Below are 16106 nucleotides of genomic sequence, written 5' to 3'. Positions count from 1 at the left end.
GGGCACGAGCATGAGTACGAAAGTCATCAGCCTGGTTTCGATCGGTGCGCACCCAAGCTCCGGTCGCGCGCGGCGCGCCGAGCAGGACTCACGGGCGGTCGAGTTGGGTCTGCAACTGGCCGGCGAAGACCTGCAAGTCGTGCATGCAGGGGATCCCCGTGAGGAGGCTTTGCGCGGTTACCTGGGCATGGGCCTGGAACACCTTGATGTGCTCGAGCAACCCGCCGGCGCCGATGTGCTGGGGGTGCTGGGCGATTACCTGCGCGGTGCCGGTGCGCAACTGGTGCTTACCGGCAGCCAGGCCGAGACGGGGGAGGGGTCGGGCATGCTGCCGTTCCTGCTCGCTGAAAAACTGGGCTGGCCGCTGGTGGTGGGGCTGGCCGAGGTGGAATCCATCGAGAACGGTACTGCCCAAGTGTTGCAGGCGTTACCGCGCGGTCAGCGCCGGCGTTTGAAGGTACGCCTGCCCATGGTGGCGACGGTGGATAACGCCGCGCCCAAGCCGCGTCAAAGTGCCTTCGGACCAGCGCGCCGTGGTGTGCTAGCGGCGCAGGACGTACAGGTGGTGGACGATGAACTGCTGGGCGAAGAGGCCCTGCAACCGGCCCGCCCACGGCCCAAACGGCTGAAAGTTATCAAGGCCAAAAGCGGCGCCGACCGCATGAAGGCCGCCACGGCCAAGGCCAGCGGGGGCGGGGGCAAAGTGTTGAAGGACGTCACGCCGCAGGAAGGTGCCGAGGCCATTGTGAAACTATTGGTCGAGGAAGGCGTACTGCGCTGATGGGCATGCCTGGCGACTGAACCCGCCAGGCATCCCGCGCAGCGGCTGGCATCGGCTGTGCCGGTGATCGCGGGCAAGCCCGCTTCCACCGGCGAGCACAGCGGGTGACGCGCGCCGTGCAAGACCTGTCATTTTTGCCAGTACCCCAGCGCTGCATGCCCGTCTATCCTGCACGCATGCCACGCGAGTTCGGGGAATCATGCCGACCTTTCTCTACAGCGCCAACCGACGACATCCCGTATCAGACACCGGGCGCCAAGGTCGTCGGGCTTATTCGCCCTATGGCACTGGGAACGAGCTCTCGGAGCCAAGCCTTGCCTTTTGTGGAGAGTTGCGCGATCCGCTGACGTTCAGCTACCCGCTGGGGAATGGACACCGGCACTACAAGCCATCGCTCATGCGCTTCCATTCACCCGACATATTGAGCCCATTCGGTAACGGCGGCTTGAATGCCTATGCCTACTGCGTGGGTGATCCAGTCAACCACAGCGACCCTACTGGGCAAAAGCCAGAGGAATATGTGCTGCCAGTCCTGAGCATCTTCACCAACCTCATGGGCGTCTTTATCAGCGGCCTACGTTTCAGGTCTTTCCATAAACGGATCAATTCGGCTTCCCAAACTGCCGTGGAAGCTCTTCAACCGCTGATACCCAAGCCAAAGCGGGCTGAGTGGGTGTTATCGAGTATCAGTGCCCTATCGGGTACGGCGGGGTTGACCATTGGGGTGACCAGAGCGGTCGACCCGGACAGCAAATGGCAAACCTGGGCGCTTGCAGCGCTGACGATAGTGTCGCTGGGCACCTCTACCTATGAAGCATGGAAGCTGGCTCAAGCGAAACCGTGGCGATTGAATGAACCCACACTCGTTAACGTGCCGTCGATAGAGGAACCGAAGGCGGTAGTCAACAGGCTTCGCACGGAACGCAGGCACTCTGCAGACCCGGGCTTTCCGAAGAGCATAGGGGATGATGCTGCCCGACTAAGATCTACCTAACCACGGCTTGAAGAAAGGATAGCGACATCTGTCGCTATCCGGGTTCTAGCCAGTTACTGTGCCTGCACTTCCTTAAGATACGGCGCAGGCTCCGCCCCCAGGTTGTTCAGCAAGCGCCCGCTGTACCAGTCGATGAAGTTCACCACCCCAAACTCATACGTCTTGGAGTAAGGACCAGGCTGGTACGCCGTGGAGTTGATGCCACGTTGGTTCTCTTCAGCCAGGCGGCGGTCCTGGTCGTTGGTGGCATCCCATACCTTGCGCATGTTTTCTGGGTTGTAGTCCACGCCTTCGACGGCATCCTTGTGCACCAGCCACTTGGTGGTGACCATGGTTTCCTGGGCACTGATCGGCCACACGGTGAACACGATCATGTGATCGCCCATGCAGTGGTTCCAGGAGTGCGGCAGGTGCAGGATGCGCATCGAGCCCAGGTCCGGGTTCTTGATGCGGCCCATCAACTTCTTGCAGGCCTGCTTGCCATCCATGGTCATCGAAACCGTGCCCTTGAGCAGCGGCATGCGTACGATACGGTTACGCAGGCCATGGCTCTTGTGCAGGTACGGGATCTTCTCGGCCTCCCAGGCGGCAGCAGAGGCGGCCACGTGGTCCTTGAATTCCTGGCTGGCGCGCGGGTCGTTGGTGTCGTCCCACTCCAGCAGGGTCTGCAACAGTTCCGGGTGCGAGCCATTGCAGTGGTAGCACTCGCGGTTGTTCTCCAGCACCAGCTTCCAGTTGGCCTTTTCCATCAAGGTGGTCTGCACCGCCACCTTGGCGTTTTCCATGTCGTACGGTTCCATGTAGTGGTCCAGGGTGGCCAGGAACTCGTCGATGGCTGGCGGGTTTTCCGCCAGGCTGATGAAGATGTAACCGCCACCGACCTTCACGTTCACAGGCTTCAGGCCGTACTGGTTCATGTCGAAGTCAGCGCCCATCTCGGTGCCGGCGAACAGCAGGCGGCCGTCCAGCTCGTAGGTCCACTGGTGGTAAGGGCACACCAGCTTGGCCACCTTGCCTTTTTCGCTGACGCACAGGCGCGAGCCGCGGTGACGGCAGACGTTGTGAAACGCATGCACCTTGCCCTCGGTGCCGCGCACGACAATGATCGGGTTCTTGCCGATCTGCAGCGTGAGGTAATTGCCTTTCGCCGGGATCTCGCAGGTCATGCCAGCGATCAGCCACTCCTTGTGGAAAATCTCCTGCATGTCGATCTGGAACAGACGCTCGTCGGTGTAGAAAGGCTGGGGCAGCGAGTAGGTGCGCTCGCGGTTTTGCAGCATCTCGGCGGTCGCCTTGCGTGCAGGTTCAAGTGGATCGCCCAGGCTCAGGGTTGCGGTGACGTCCATCGTGTATTCCTCGGGGCCGTGCGCGGCCGGCAAAAGGTGGCTAATCGTTGTTGTGGTGCCGCAAGGCTGTTAACCATGAACAGCGTGTTGTTTTGCGGTGGAGTGTGCGTGCGAAGGCGGCGTGAACCGTATCCATGGGCGACATGGCCGATTTGAATTACGACGCCGCAACCCTTGTCGTGCGGGGCTGGTCGCGATAAGTACGCCGATGTCGCTGGCAGGAATGTTCAAGGTCGCAAGCTTGAGCATCATCCGAGCCATAAAAAGGCCAACTGTCGGCTGCTGGAGATGAACATGTCCGAAACCTACCTCAATCCGGTCACTACCCAGACCTGGGCCAACGGCCGCCACATCGTGCGCTGCGTCAAGGTCATCCAGGAGACCTGGGACGTGCGCACCTTCTGCTTCATGGCAGACCAGCCGATCATGTTCTTCTTCAAGCCTGGGCAATTCGTGACCCTGGAGCTGGAAATCGAAGGCAAGCCGGTCATGCGTTCCTACACCATATCCAGCTCGCCTTCGGTGCCCTACAGCTTCTCCATCACAGTCAAGCGCGTACCCGGCGGGCTGGTGTCCAACTTCCTGCATGACACCATGCACGAAGGTGCCGAGCTGCCGGTGCACGGACCTGTGGGGCTGTTCAACGCCATCGACTTCCCCGGCGCCAAGGTGCTGTACCTGTCTGGCGGCGTGGGCATCACACCGGTCATGTCGATGGCCCGCTGGTTCTATGACACCAACGCCAATGTCGACATGGTGTTCGTACACAGCGCCCGTTCACCCAAGGACATCATCTACCATCGCGAACTGGAGCAGATGGCGTCCCGCGTGCCCAATTTCGGCCTGCACATCATCTGCGAGAAGCATGGCCTGGGCGAACCCTGGGCGGGCTACCGTGGCTACCTGAACCAGCGGCTGATGGAGCTGATTGCGCCGGACTACATGGAACGCGTGGTGTTCTGCTGCGGCCCGACCCCCTATATGACGGCGGTCAAGCGCATGCTCGAAGCGGTCGGCTTCGACATGAACAATTACCACGAGGAGTCGTTCGGGGCGACGCCAGCCGAAGCCAAGGCCGATGCAGTGGAACATGCCGAAGCGGCCGCCGATGCGCCGGAAGTGGACGCAGCCGACCTCAACCTGGTCGAGTTCATCGGCAGCGACAAAAGCATTCGCATCGCGCCGGGCGAAACCGTGCACGCAGCGGCGGCGAAAGTCGGGCTGATGATCCCCAAAGCCTGCGGCATGGGGATCTGCGGTACCTGCAAGGTGTTGAAGCTGGGCGGCGAAGTGGAGATGGAACACAACGGCGGCATCACCGAGGAAGACGAGGCCGAAGGCTACATCCTGTCATGTTGCAGCGTACCGAAAGGGGATGTGCGCATCGATTATTGAGTCCAGGGCACAGCTTGGATCTGTCGGGGGCTGCGGTGCAGCCCCACGTCTTTGACTGACCGATGGTTGACTCAGGTCGGAACAAGAGGGGGGTTACCCTGTCAATGTGCGGGGCACAACCCTTGTGAATCCGATATTTAATGGCGATGGGCAACGGTTTTCTTTATCGTGTGCGCCCCTCGCAACAACCTGAGATAGACCCATGCTTGAAGCTTCCCTGAATCAACTCGAGCAACTGGTCAGCGACCTGATGCAAAAGAACGCTCAACTCACCGAGCAAAACAACGTCCTCGGCCAGCAACTGGCCCAGGCAAACGAAGAGAACGAAACCCTGCAGCTGTCGTTGATGGAGCAGGAAGAAAAGAACGGCGCCACCGCCGCCCGTATCCAGGCGTTGGTCGATCGTGCCAGCGCGGGTGTCGTCAACGCATGAGCCTGCAAGCGCAGCCGGTCAATGTCGTGTCGATCCTGGGCAACGACTATTCGATCAAGGCGCCCGAAGGCCAGGAAGAGACCTTGGCCCACGCGGTGCGTATGTTGAACACTGCCCTGGCCGAGACCAAGCGTTCGTATCCGACCCTGATCGGCGACAAGCTGCTGGTACTGGCAGCCTTGAACCTGTGCTCAAAGCAGGTCGAACTGCAGAAGGAACATCAGCGGACCCTTGCCCGGACCCAGGCACAGATCGACGCCACGGTGGATGCGATCGTTCGGACCATCGCCGAGCAGTGACAGGCCGTTGGCCAAGCTACGTGGGAGCGGCTAACCCCGCCCCCACGCTTCACGTTTTCTCCAGTCATTGAATGACTGAAGGTGTAGGTGGTCCTGCTTGCAAAGCAATGGCTTCACTGGCAACCACACCAAGCGCCCTGCTTTCGCTCAGTCCGGAGCAGGAGGCGGCATCTGGATTATCAAGTCTTAAGACTCAGCACGTCGAACAGGTCGTAATGAACTTCCTGGACAGTCCAACCCGAATCAGACTTGGTGTACTGTGTTTCCACACGTTTTTTTTCGTACACCTCGCCTGAACTCACCAGGCCTTCACGCACGGTGAAAAGTATATCGGGATCGAGTACTTCCACCCGCTCTGCGATGTCACTGTTATAGATGACGTGAACGGTAAGGTTCCCCGGGGTGTCGCGGGTCCACACCTTCTCCGTGACGACCTGGCCATTGATCCGGTCGCCAACCTTGATGCACTTGGCAACATCAGCTTCGCTGAGCACTGCCTGATTTTTTTCGTTCATCGCGTTTCTCCATGTCACAAGAGTGGTTACCCGGCCAGGTGTAAGCAGCCTATCGTCCTGTCCGGCAGAGAGAAACTGGCAGAAGTATCAGGTGCCAGCGATGGCCTGGATGTCTGCCGCCAGCTCACGCACACGTTCTTGCTCGGTGTCCCAGGAACACATGAGCCGCGCATCGCCGCTGCCGATGAAGGTGTAGAAGCGCCAGCCTTTGCCGGATGACGCGTTCACTTCACCAGCGGCCCACGGCCGCAGGTGCAGCAGTCACCTAGCGCCGCGTGCTCAATCGGGGTTTACAACGCCCTGCACTTTGCCCGGGCCCAGGAGCATCAACGGTTTCGAGTCGTCTCTAATGAGTTCCCCCTCCGATAAGCGACCAACGATCAGGCTCACGTAACCACTGCCCTTTGCCCAGGCCCAGGAGCATCAACGGTTTCGAGTCGTCTCTAATGAGTTCCCTCTCCGATAAGCGACCAACGATCAGGCTCACGTAACCACTGCCCTCAAACGCCATGAAATCGCCGGGTACACCGAGCGGGCCAGCACTGGTATCGACTGGGTATTCCAGGTGCCGGTCACCGCCAAGGTTCACGATGAACTTACGCGTGCCGTCTGCCAGGTGATACAGCGTCCTGTGATGAACCGTCTCCCACGTGCTTGGCAGCATGATCACCGTACCTTTGGGTGCGTACAGGGCCGCCTGGTGTTTCTCGCCGAGCACGAGAGCATCCGTGGGGCATGGCAACGTTTTAAGAGCAGTGGCTTTAGGGTTGTTGGTTACGAGCTTTTGCTCGATATGGTGGTAACTACCATCGACAATGACTATATCGAGTGGGCCGCTCCAGTCTATGGCTTGCTGGCGGGTAACTTGCGCGGTATAGAAATGGGTCGAGCCATCGTCGACGTTTTGCGCTTGCACACTAAGAACCGCAGTGTCCGATGCTTCATCCAACTCGATGTAGCGTACCCAGACGCGGTGATTCAAGGCAGGTTCCGGAAAAATGCTGCCGAAGCTAGCTTGCAACAGTTTTTCCGGATCCACTGGTACAGAGCTGTATGGGCGATCAGGTGCGTTCAGAGATTTCATGGCGGATACTCTTAGGACTAGAGGGCCCAAGGTACTCAGGCGGTGCACCACGCCCAACTGGCAAATCTGCTAGTCGCAGTCGATCTTAGGCTGCCACGATTCGGCGTATGGCCGATGCCAGGGCCTCGACCCGTGCCGTTTCGGTATCCCAGGAGCACATGAAGCGAGCGCCGCCATTGCCGATGAACGTGTAGAAGCGCCATCCTTCATCCCTCAACGCAGTCAGTGCAGGCTCGGGAAGTTGCAGAAACACGCCATTGGCCTCTACTGGGAACATCGCCTCGACGCCAGGCAGATCCTGCACCAGCGAGGCCAGCAGCTGCGCACAATGGTTGGCGTGCTGCGCATGCCGCAACCACGCGCCGTCTTCCAGCAAACCGACCCAAGGTGCCGACAGGAAGCGCATCTTCGAAGCCAATTGCCCAGCCTGCTTGCAGCGGTAATCGAAGTCTTCGGCCAGCTCGCGGTTGAAGAACAGAATCGCCTCGCCCACGGCCATGCCGTTCTTGGTGCCGCCAAAACACAGCACATCCACTCCCGCTTTCCAGGTCAGCTCGGCAGGCGAGCAGCCCAGGAAGGCACAGGCATTGGAAAAGCGTGCGCCATCCATGTGCAGGTGCAGGTTCAGCTCCCGGCAGGTCTCGCTGATCGCCTTGAGTTCGTCGGGACGGTAAACAGTGCCGACTTCAGTGGCCTGCGTGAGCGTGACCACCCGCGGTTTCGGGTAGTGGATGTCCAGCCGCTTGAGCGCCACTTCACGGATGCTGTCGGGCGTGAGCTTGCCGCCGACGCTGCGTGCCGTCAGCAGCTTGGACCCGTTGGAAAAGAACTCCGGCGCGCCGCACTCGTCGGTTTCGACATGCGCGGTCTCGGAGCAGATCACGCTGTGGTAACTCTGGCACAGCGAGGCCAGGGCCAGGGAGTTGGCGGCGGTGCCGTTAAAGGCGAAGAACACTTCGCAGTCGGTTTCGAACAAGGCCCGAAAGTATTCCGAGGCGCGCGAAGTCCATTGATCGTCGCCGTAGGCGCGGTCGTGGCCGTGGTTGGCTTTTTCCATCGCAGACCAGGCCTCCGGGCAGATGCCGGAATAGTTGTCGCTGGCGAATTGTTGGCTCTTATCTGTCATGACACTGTCCTGTGAACGACGCAGAACAGCACTCTAAACCATCGATTCAGCGGTTGACTATACAACCCGGATACCCGTGCGTTTTCAGGTCGTGTGTTCAAGGAATCCTCGACATTCGAATGTGGCCAACCTCGCCGAAGCGCCACACGGGTGAGCGTTGCCCTTTGAGCAGACGGGGGCTTGGCTCGGCTGGTTTTCAGGCCTGTGCCTCCCACCGGGCGCCGTACGTGTGGCCAGTGTGATCCGGACGCTGACCAATGTCGTAAACGCGCCATTGCAAGGCGTGCGCAGGCATCTGGCACACCCCGGCCAGCCCTACCATCGCCACAAAGGGTCAGAGTGAACCCTCCGAACAAAAAATGATCGCTGCCGGGAGATACAAGATGTTCAGCAAGCAAGACCAGATCCAGGGTTATGACGATGCACTGCTGGCGGCGATGAGTGCCGAAGAGCAGCGTCAGGAAGACCACATCGAGCTGATCGCCTCGGAGAACTATACGTCCAAGCGCGTGATGCAGGCCCAAGGCAGCGGCCTGACCAACAAATACGCCGAAGGCTACCCAGGCAAGCGCTACTACGGTGGCTGCGAGCACGTCGACAAGGTCGAAGCGCTGGCCATCGAGCGCGCCAAGCAGCTGTTCGGTGCCGACTATGCCAACGTTCAGCCGCACTCCGGCTCCTCGGCCAACAGCGCGGTGTACCTGGCGCTGCTGCAGCCTGGCGACACCATCCTGGGCATGAGCCTGGCCCATGGCGGCCACCTGACCCACGGCGCCAAGGTGTCGTCCTCGGGCAAGCTGTACAACGCCGTGCAGTACGGCATCGACACCGATACCGGCCTGATCGATTACGACGAAGTCGAGCGACTGGCGGTCGAGCACAAGCCTAGAATGATCGTCGCGGGCTTCTCGGCCTACTCCAAGACCCTGGACTTCCCGCGTTTCCGCGCCATCGCCGACAAGGTCGGGGCGCTGTTGTTCGTCGACATGGCCCACGTGGCCGGCTTGGTCGCTGCGGGCCTTTACCCGAACCCAATCCCGTTCGCGGACGTGGTGACCACCACCACCCACAAGACCCTGCGCGGCCCGCGTGGCGGCCTGATCCTGGCCAAGTCGAACGAAGAGATCGAGAAGAAACTCAACGCTGCCGTCTTCCCGGGCGCCCAAGGCGGCCCGCTGATGCACGTGATCGCCGGCAAGGCGGTGTGCTTCAAGGAAGCGCTTGAGCCTGAGTTCAAGAGCTACCAGAAGCAGGTCATCGAAAACGCCCAGGCCATGGCCCAGGTGTTCATCGATCGCGGTTATGACGTGGTCTCCGGTGGCACCGACAACCACTTGTTCCTGGTCAGCCTGATTCGCCAGGGCCTGACGGGCAAAGATGCCGACGCTGCCCTGGGCCGTGCGCACATCACCGTCAACAAGAACGCCGTCCCCAACGACCCGCAATCGCCCTTCGTGACCTCGGGCCTGCGCATCGGCACCCCGGCGGTGACCACCCGCGGCTTCAAGGTCGCCCAATGCGTGGCCCTGGCCGGCTGGATCTGTGACGTACTCGACAACCTCGGTGACGCTGACGTCGAAGCCGATGTGGCCAGCAATGTCGCGGCGCTGTGCGCAGATTTCCCTGTTTACCGCTGAGTGGAGTCCCACACCATGCAACGTTACTCGGGCTTCGGCCTTCTCAAGCACTCCCTCAGCCACCACGAGAACTGGCAGCGCATGTGGCGTACGCCGACACCGAAGAAGGTGTACGACGTGGTCATCGTCGGCGGTGGTGGCCACGGCCTGGCCACGGCCTACTACCTGGCCAAGGAACACGGCATCACCAATGTCGCGGTGATCGAGAAAGGTTACCTGGGCGGCGGCAACACCGCCCGTAACACCACCATCGTGCGCTCCAACTACCTGTGGGACGAGTCGGCCCACCTGTATGAGCACGCCATGAAGCTGTGGGAGGGCCTGTCCCAGGACCTCAACTACAACGTCATGTTCTCCCAGCGCGGCGTGTACAACCTGTGCCACACCCTGCAGGACATGCGTGACTCCGAACGCCGGGTCAGCGCCAACCGCCTCAATGGGGTCGATGGCGAACTGCTCAATACCGCCCAGGTCGCGGCGGAGATTCCGTACCTGGACTGCTCCAAGAACACCCGTTACCCGATCCTGGGGGCCACCGTGCAGCGCCGTGGCGGCGTCGCCCGCCACGACGCCGTGGCCTGGGGCTACGCCCGTGCCGCCGACGCCCTGGGCGTGGACTTGATCCAGCAGACCGAAGTGACGGGTTTCCGCAAGGAAAACGGCGCGGTCATCGGCGTGGAAACCAACAAGGGCTTCATCGGCGCCAAGCGCGTGGGCGTGGTCACGGCAGGTAACTCCGGTCATATGGCCAAGCTGGCCGGCTTCCGCCTGCCGCTCGAATCGCACCCATTGCAGGCACTGGTTTCCGAACCGATCAAGCCCATCATCGACAGCGTCATCATGTCCAACGCCGTGCACGGCTACATCAGCCAGTCGGACAAGGGCGACCTGGTGATCGGTGCGGGTATCGACAGCTGGATCGGCTACGGCCAGCGTGGTTCGTACCCAGTGATCGAGCACACCTTGCAGGCCATCGTCGAGATGTTCCCCAACCTCTCGCGTGTGCGCATGAACCGCCAATGGGGCGGCATCGTCGACACCTCGCCGGACGCCTGCCCGATCATCACCAAGACCCCGGTCAAGAACATGTTCTTCAACTGCGGTTGGGGTACTGGCGGCTTCAAGGCGACCCCAGGTTCGGGCAACGTCTTCGCCGCGAGCCTGGCCAAGGGCGAGATGCACCCCCTGGCCGCGCCGTTCTCCATGGACCGCTTCTACAACGGCGCCCTGATCGACGAACACGGCGCTGCCGCCGTCGCCCACTAACCGGAGACACCGTCATGTTGCATATTTTCTGTCCCCACTGCGGCGAGCTGCGCTCCGAAGAAGAGTTCCACGCCTCTGGCCAGGCACACATCGCCCGTCCGCTGGACCCCAACGCCTGCTCCGACCAGGAGTGGGGCACGTACATGTTCTACCGTGACAACCCGCGCGGTATTCACCACGAACTGTGGGACCACGTTGCCGGCTGCCGTCAGTATTTCAACGTCACCCGTAACACCGAAACCTACGAGATCCTGGAAACCTACAAGATTGGCGAGAAGCCGCAAGTCAGCGCCCGTGAACACACACCGGCGCGCTCGGCTGCTGTAAACGAACGGGGAGTCAACGTATGAGCCAGACCTATCGCCTCGCCAGCGGCGGCCGTATCGACCGCAGCAAGGTGTTGAACTTCACCTTCAACGGCAAGACTTACCAGGGCTATGCCGGCGACAGCCTGGCGGCGGCTTTGCTGGCCAACGGCGTCGACATCGTCGGCCGCAGCTTCAAGTACTCGCGTCCGCGCGGCATCATCGCCGCAGGCACCGAGGAGCCGAACGCCATCTTGCAGATCGGCTCCAGCGAAGCCACCCAGATCCCCAACGTGCGCGCTACCCAGCAAGCCCTGTATTCGGGCCTGGTCGCCACCAGCACCAATGGCTGGCCGAACGTCAACAATGACGTCATGGGTATCCTGGGCAAGGTAGGCGGCAGCATGATGCCGCCGGGCTTCTACTACAAAACCTTCATGTACCCCAAGTCGTTCTGGATGACGTACGAGAAGTACATCCGCAAGGCAGCCGGCCTTGGCCGCGCGCCGCTGCAGAATGATCCGGACAGCTACGACTACATGAACCAGCACTGCGACGTGCTGATCGTCGGTGCAGGGCCTGCTGGCCTGGCGGCAGCCCTCGCGGCTGCGCGCAGCGGTGCTCGCGTGATCCTGGCCGACGAGCAGGAAGAATTCGGTGGCAGCCTGCTGGACACCCGTGAAACCCTCGACGGCAAGCCGGCCGTTGAATGGGTCAGTGGCGTCATCAAGGAGCTCGAAGGCCTGCCGGAAGTGACCTTGCTGCCACGCGCCACGGTCAACGGCTACCACGACCATAACTTCCTGACCATCCATGAGCGCCTCACCGACCACCTGGGCGACCGTGCTCCGCTCGGCCAGGTGCGCCACCGCGTGCACCGTGTACGGGCCAAGCGTGTGGTGCTGGCCACCGGCGCCCACGAGCGCCCGCTGGTGTACGGCAACAACGACGTGCCAGGCAACATGCTGGCCGGCGCCGTTTCGACCTATGTTCGCCGCTACGGCGTAGCGCCTGGCCGCAAGCTGGTGCTGTCGACCAACAACGACCATGCCTACCGTACCGCGCTGGATTGGCACGATGCAGGTTTGCAGGTGGTGGCCATCGCCGATGCCCGCCACAACCCACGGGGCTCGCTGGTCGAAGAAGCGCGTGCCAAGGGTATTCGTATCCTCACCTCCAGTGCTGTCATCGAAGCCAAGGGCAGCAAGCACGTCACGGGTGCTCGGGTGGCCGCCATCGATGTGCAGGCCCACAAGGTCACCAGCCCTGGCGAAACCCTCGAGTGCGACCTGATCGCCACCTCCGGGGGCTATAGCCCTGTGGTTCACCTGGCTTCGCACCTGGGCGGCCGTCCGGTATGGCGTGAAGACATTCTGGGCTTCGTGCCGGGCAATGCCCCGCAAAAGCGTGAGTGCGTTGGCGGCATCAACGGTGTCTACCCGTTGGGCGATGCCATTGCCGACGGCTTCGAAGGCGGCGTGCGTGCAGCCACCGAAGCCGGCTTCAAGGCGACCGTAGGCACCTTGCCGAAAACCGTCTCGCGCAAGGAAGACGCCACCCTGGCGCTGTTCCAGGTGCCACACGACAAGGGCACCGCCCGTGCGCCGAAACAGTTCGTCGATCAGCAGAACGACGTGACGGCCGCTGCCATCGAGCTGGCTACCCGTGAAGGCTTCGAGTCGGTCGAGCACGTCAAACGCTACACCGCGCTGGGCTTCGGTACCGACCAGGGCAAACTGGGCAACATCAACGGCCTGGCCATTGCGGCGCGTTCGATGGGCATCACCATTCCGGAAATGGGCACCACCATGTTCCGCCCCAACTACACGCCGGTGACATTCGGCGCGGTGGCCGGTCGTCACTGTGGGCACCTGTTCGAGCCCGTGCGCTTCACGGCCCTGCATGCCTGGCACGTGAAGAATGGCGCCGAGTTCGAAGACGTTGGTCAGTGGAAGCGCCCGTGGTACTTCCCCAAAGGCGGTGAAGACATCCACGCCGCCGTTGCCCGCGAATGCAAGGCGGTGCGTGACAGCGTCGGCTTCCTGGACGCCTCCACCCTGGGCAAGATCGATATCCAGGGCCCGGATTCGCGTGAGTTCCTCAACCGCGTGTACACCAACGCCTGGACCAAGCTCGATGTGGGCAAGGCGCGCTATGGTCTGATGTGCAAGGAAGACGGCATGGTGTTCGACGACGGCGTAACCGCCTGCGTCGGCGACAACCACTTCATCATGACCACCACCACTGGCGGCGCGGCGCGCGTGTTGCAGTGGCTGGAGCTGTACCACCAGACCGAGTGGCCAGACCTGAAGGTGTATTTCACCTCGGTGACCGACCACTGGGCGACCATGACCTTGTCCGGGCCGAACAGCCGCAAGCTGCTCAGCGAGCTGACCGACATCGACATGGACAAGGAAGCCTTCCCGTTCATGACCTGGAAGGAAGGCAACGTCGGTGGTGTGCCAGCCCGTGTGTTCCGTATCTCGTTCACCGGTGAGCTGTCGTATGAAATCAACGTGCAAGCCAACTACGCCATGGGCGTGCTGGAGCAGATCGTCGAGGCAGGCAAGAAGTACAACCTGACCCCGTACGGCACCGAGACCATGCACGTGCTGCGTGCCGAGAAGGGCTTCATCATTGTCGGCCAGGACACGGACGGCTCGATGACGCCGGACGACCTGAACATGAGCTGGTGCGTGGGGCGCAACAAGCCGTATTCGTGGATTGGCCTGCGCGGCATGAACCGTGAAGACTGCGTGCGTGAAAACCGCAAGCAGCTGGTTGGCCTGAAACCGATCGACCCGAACCAGTGGCTGCCCGAAGGCGCTCAGCTGGTGTTCGATCCGAAGCAGCCCATCCCGATGGACATGGTTGGCCACGTCACCTCCAGCTACGCCGCCAACTCCCTGGGCTATTCGTTCGCCATGGGTGTGGTCAAGGGCGGCCTCAAGCGCATGGGCGAGCGTGTCTACTCGCCTCAGGCCGATGGCAGCGTGATCGAGGCGGAAATCGTGTCTTCGGTGTTCTTCGATCCGAAGGGTGAGCGGCAGAACGTTTGACTCCGGGCCCCTGGGGAGCAGGCCAGGCCGGGTCGCAGGCCGGCCGGCTCCTACAGGCGCGGTGCAGACACCGAGGTTCATGCACGCTCAGTAAGCGCCGGCTCGCCGGCGATGAGGCTGGCAGAGCTTGCTGGACAGGGTGTCTGCATCCCATCGACGAACAAGAATTCAAGGCAGGTATGAAATGAGCGCTATCAACGTCTTCGAGCAAAACCCCGGCGCCTCGGCCAAGGCCGAGTCGCCATTGCACCACGCCGACCTGGCAAGCCTGGTGGGCAAGGGCCGCAACAACGCTGGCGTGACCCTGCGCGAGCGCAAGTTTCTCGGCCACCTGACCCTGCGTGGCAACGGTCATGATCCAGCCTTTGCCGGTGGCGTACACAAGGCCCTGGGCCTGGAGTTGCCGGTGGCATTGACCGTCGTGGCCAACGGCGATCTGTCGCTGCAATGGGTCGGTCCTGATGAGTGGCTGCTGATCGTCCCGGGTGGGCAGGAAGTGGCGATTGAACAAAAGCTGCGTGCTGCCCTTGAAGGGCAACACATCCAGGTGGTCAATGTCAGCGGTGGGCAGAGCCTGCTGGAGCTGCGCGGCCCGAACGTGCGCGACGTGCTGATGAAGTCCACCAGCTACGACGTGCATCCGAACAACTTCCCGGTCGGCAAGGCTGTCGGCACGGTGTTCGCCAAGTCGCAGCTGGTGATTCGGCGTACTGCCGAAGACACCTGGGAGCTGGTCATCCGCCGCAGCTTCTCCGATTACTGGTGGATGTGGCTGCAGGACGCATCGGCCGAGTACGGGCTGGCCATCGAAGCTTAAGGAGAACTGCCATGAGTCGGGCACCGGATACCTGGATTCTCACCGCCGACTGCCCGAGCATGCTCGGTACCGTCGACGTGGTGACGCGTTACCTCTTCGAGCAACGCTGCTACGTGACGGAGCACCATTCCTTCGATGATCGGCTGTCCGGGCGCTTCTTCATTCGCGTGGAGTTTCGCGTGCCTGACGGCTTCGACGAAGACGGGTTGCGTGCAGGCCTTGCCGAGCGCAGCGAGGCGTTTGGCATGGCGTTCGAGCTGACGGCTCCCAACCATCGCCCCAAGGTGGTGATCATGGTGTCCAAGGCCGACCATTGCCTGAACGACCTGCTGTATCGCCAGCGTATCGGTCAACTGGGCATGGACGTGGTGGCGGTGGTTTCCAACCACCCCGACCTCGAGCCGTTGGCACACTGGCACAAGATTCCCTACTACCACTTCGCGCTCGACCCGAAGGACAAGCCTTCACAAGAGCGCAAGGTGTTGCAGGTGATCGAACAGACGGGCGCCGAGCTGGTTATTCTCGCGCGCTACATGCAGGTGCTCTCGCCCGAGCTGTGCCGCCAGCTCGATGGCCGCGCGATCAACATCCACCACTCGCTGCTACCGGGGTTCAAGGGCGCCAAGCCTTACCACCAGGCGTACAACAAGGGTGTGAAGATGGTCGGGGCCACGGCGCATTACATCAACAATGACTTGGACGAAGGGCCGATCATCGCCCAAGGTGTCGAAGTGGTGGACCATACCTATTACCCCGAAGACCTGATCGCCAAGGGGCGAGACATCGAGTGCCTGACCCTGGCACGGGCGGTGGGATACCACATCGAGAAGCGGGTGTTCCTCAACGCCAACCGCACGGTCGTTCTTTAGCGTTTTTGCTGGCCTCCTCGCCGCTTGGGTCGCGGCGAGGCTCGCCTCTGCCTCTCCCTGTGTGTGCGCCTTATCTTCCCGCGACAAACCTGCCGCTAAAAGGCATCTCCCTGTCGCTCCCAGTCAGTGCATCGGGCCCCATCCGGCCCACAATTCCCCCATTCCAGAAACACATGCCGC

The 16106-nt window shown here is 61.6% G+C and carries 15 protein-coding genes and 1 pseudogene; 11 read left to right on the top strand and 5 right to left on the bottom strand.

Going from position 1 to position 16106, the window contains the following annotated elements; all coding sequences use genetic code 11:
• Positions 1-10 precede the first annotated feature (10 nt).
• Both CRP40_RS05270 and CRP40_RS05265 read left to right on the top strand, forming a co-directional pair.
• Entirely contained in the window at positions 11-781 is a 771-nt protein-coding gene (locus tag CRP40_RS05270) for an electron transfer flavoprotein subunit beta (protein WP_027913558.1), read from the top strand.
• A 199-nt stretch (positions 782-980) separates the two neighbouring features.
• On the top strand, positions 981-1775 hold the full coding sequence (locus CRP40_RS05265) for an RHS repeat-associated core domain-containing protein (protein ID WP_081728177.1): 795 nt from the start codon (positions 981-983) through the stop codon (positions 1773-1775).
• Between the two features lie 53 nt (positions 1776-1828).
• Here the strand turns inward: CRP40_RS05265 and gbcA are convergent, their stop codons facing one another.
• Positions 1829-3121, bottom strand: coding sequence for a glycine-betaine demethylase subunit GbcA (gene gbcA / locus CRP40_RS05260; protein ID WP_027913559.1), 1293 nt, complete (start codon positions 3119-3121; stop codon positions 1829-1831).
• Between the two features lie 294 nt (positions 3122-3415).
• Here gbcA and gbcB point away from each other — a divergent pair, with 294 nt between their 5' ends.
• The 3 genes from gbcB to CRP40_RS05240 all read left to right on the top strand — a co-directional run bounded on the left by gbcB (position 3416) and on the right by CRP40_RS05240 (position 5248).
• Positions 3416-4516 (top strand): glycine-betaine demethylase subunit GbcB, encoded by a 1101-nt coding sequence (gbcB, locus tag CRP40_RS05250; RefSeq protein ID WP_027913560.1) that lies wholly within the window; start codon positions 3416-3418, stop codon positions 4514-4516.
• Positions 4517-4718: 202 nt separating this feature from the next.
• On the top strand, positions 4719-4949 hold the full coding sequence (locus tag CRP40_RS05245; protein WP_027913561.1) for a hypothetical protein: 231 nt from the start codon (positions 4719-4721) through the stop codon (positions 4947-4949).
• On the top strand, positions 4946-5248 hold the full coding sequence (locus CRP40_RS05240; protein ID WP_027913562.1) for a cell division protein ZapA: 303 nt from the start codon (positions 4946-4948) through the stop codon (positions 5246-5248). Before CRP40_RS05245 ends, CRP40_RS05240 begins: the two co-directional genes overlap by 4 nt.
• Before the next feature lie 179 nt (positions 5249-5427).
• Here CRP40_RS05240 and CRP40_RS05235 read toward each other — a convergent pair whose 3' ends face one another.
• The 4 genes and pseudogenes from CRP40_RS05235 to CRP40_RS05220 all read right to left on the bottom strand — a co-directional run bounded on the left by CRP40_RS05235 (position 5428) and on the right by CRP40_RS05220 (position 7973).
• Entirely contained in the window at positions 5428-5763 is a 336-nt protein-coding gene (locus CRP40_RS05235; RefSeq protein ID WP_027913563.1) for a hypothetical protein, read from the bottom strand.
• Between the two features lie 87 nt (positions 5764-5850).
• Positions 5851-5976: pseudogene (locus CRP40_RS05230) on the bottom strand (threonine aldolase); the annotation flags it as partial.
• 133 nt (positions 5977-6109) lie between these two features.
• Positions 6110-6847, bottom strand: coding sequence for a hypothetical protein (locus CRP40_RS05225; RefSeq protein ID WP_141400901.1), 738 nt, complete (start codon positions 6845-6847; stop codon positions 6110-6112).
• 85 nt (positions 6848-6932) lie between these two features.
• Positions 6933-7973, bottom strand: a complete 1041-nt coding sequence (locus tag CRP40_RS05220) for a low specificity L-threonine aldolase (RefSeq protein ID WP_027913565.1) — start codon at positions 7971-7973, stop codon at positions 6933-6935.
• Between the two features lie 383 nt (positions 7974-8356).
• Between CRP40_RS05220 and CRP40_RS05215 the strand changes: the two genes are divergently transcribed.
• From CRP40_RS05215 to purU, 6 genes are all read left to right on the top strand, one after another.
• Positions 8357-9610: a serine hydroxymethyltransferase gene (locus tag CRP40_RS05215; RefSeq protein WP_023532571.1), complete on the top strand. Its 1254-nt coding sequence runs from the start codon at positions 8357-8359 to the stop codon at positions 9608-9610.
• Positions 9611-9625: 15 nt separating this feature from the next.
• Positions 9626-10876 carry a sarcosine oxidase subunit beta family protein gene (locus CRP40_RS05210; protein WP_027913566.1) on the top strand — a complete coding sequence of 417 codons (1251 nt, stop codon included), beginning with the start codon at positions 9626-9628 and terminating at the stop codon, positions 10874-10876.
• A gap of 14 nt (positions 10877-10890) precedes the next feature.
• Positions 10891-11226, top strand: a complete 336-nt coding sequence (locus tag CRP40_RS05205; protein ID WP_027913567.1) for a sarcosine oxidase subunit delta — start codon at positions 10891-10893, stop codon at positions 11224-11226.
• A complete protein-coding gene (locus CRP40_RS05200; RefSeq protein ID WP_027913568.1) occupies positions 11223-14240 on the top strand; it encodes a sarcosine oxidase subunit alpha in 3018 nt (1005 codons plus the stop codon). Before CRP40_RS05205 ends, CRP40_RS05200 begins: the two co-directional genes overlap by 4 nt.
• 184 nt (positions 14241-14424) lie before the next feature.
• Positions 14425-15057 (top strand): sarcosine oxidase subunit gamma family protein, encoded by a 633-nt coding sequence (gene soxG / locus CRP40_RS05195; protein WP_027913569.1) that lies wholly within the window; start codon positions 14425-14427, stop codon positions 15055-15057.
• Positions 15058-15068: 11 nt separating this feature from the next.
• A complete protein-coding gene (gene purU / locus CRP40_RS05190; RefSeq protein ID WP_027913570.1) occupies positions 15069-15926 on the top strand; it encodes a formyltetrahydrofolate deformylase in 858 nt (285 codons plus the stop codon).
• The last annotated feature ends 180 nt before the right edge of the window (positions 15927-16106 follow it).

Origin of the sequence: Pseudomonas sp. URMO17WK12:I9, from assembly GCF_900230165.1 — a bacterium.
In the GTDB taxonomy this organism is placed as follows: Bacteria; Pseudomonadota; Gammaproteobacteria; order Pseudomonadales; family Pseudomonadaceae; genus Aquipseudomonas; species Aquipseudomonas fulva.
This window is presented reverse-complemented; position numbering and strand designations above follow the sequence as displayed.

Bases quoted from the DNA above. Each gene is read 5' to 3' on its own strand.
- CRP40_RS05215 (WP_023532571.1), top strand. From the start codon at position 8,357: ATGTTCAGCAAGCAAGACCAGATCCAGGGTTATGACGATGCACTGCTG.
- CRP40_RS05210 (WP_027913566.1), top strand. From the start codon at position 9,626: ATGCAACGTTACTCGGGCTTCGGCCTTCTCAAGCACTCCCTCAGCCAC.
- CRP40_RS05270 (WP_027913558.1), top strand. From the start codon at position 11: ATGAGTACGAAAGTCATCAGCCTGGTTTCGATCGGTGCGCACCCAAGC.
- gbcA (WP_027913559.1), bottom strand. From the start codon at position 3,121: ATGGACGTCACCGCAACCCTGAGCCTGGGCGATCCACTTGAACCTGCA.
- CRP40_RS05240 (WP_027913562.1), top strand. From the start codon at position 4,946: ATGAGCCTGCAAGCGCAGCCGGTCAATGTCGTGTCGATCCTGGGCAAC.
- purU (WP_027913570.1), top strand. From the start codon at position 15,069: ATGAGTCGGGCACCGGATACCTGGATTCTCACCGCCGACTGCCCGAGC.
- soxG (WP_027913569.1), top strand. From the start codon at position 14,425: ATGAGCGCTATCAACGTCTTCGAGCAAAACCCCGGCGCCTCGGCCAAG.
- CRP40_RS05205 (WP_027913567.1), top strand. From the start codon at position 10,891: ATGTTGCATATTTTCTGTCCCCACTGCGGCGAGCTGCGCTCCGAAGAA.
- CRP40_RS05200 (WP_027913568.1), top strand. From the start codon at position 11,223: ATGAGCCAGACCTATCGCCTCGCCAGCGGCGGCCGTATCGACCGCAGC.
- CRP40_RS05265 (WP_081728177.1), top strand. From the start codon at position 981: ATGCCGACCTTTCTCTACAGCGCCAACCGACGACATCCCGTATCAGAC.
- CRP40_RS05220 (WP_027913565.1), bottom strand. From the start codon at position 7,973: ATGACAGATAAGAGCCAACAATTCGCCAGCGACAACTATTCCGGCATC.
- CRP40_RS05245 (WP_027913561.1), top strand. From the start codon at position 4,719: ATGCTTGAAGCTTCCCTGAATCAACTCGAGCAACTGGTCAGCGACCTG.
- gbcB (WP_027913560.1), top strand. From the start codon at position 3,416: ATGTCCGAAACCTACCTCAATCCGGTCACTACCCAGACCTGGGCCAAC.
- CRP40_RS05235 (WP_027913563.1), bottom strand. From the start codon at position 5,763: ATGAACGAAAAAAATCAGGCAGTGCTCAGCGAAGCTGATGTTGCCAAG.
- CRP40_RS05225 (WP_141400901.1), bottom strand. From the start codon at position 6,847: ATGAAATCTCTGAACGCACCTGATCGCCCATACAGCTCTGTACCAGTG.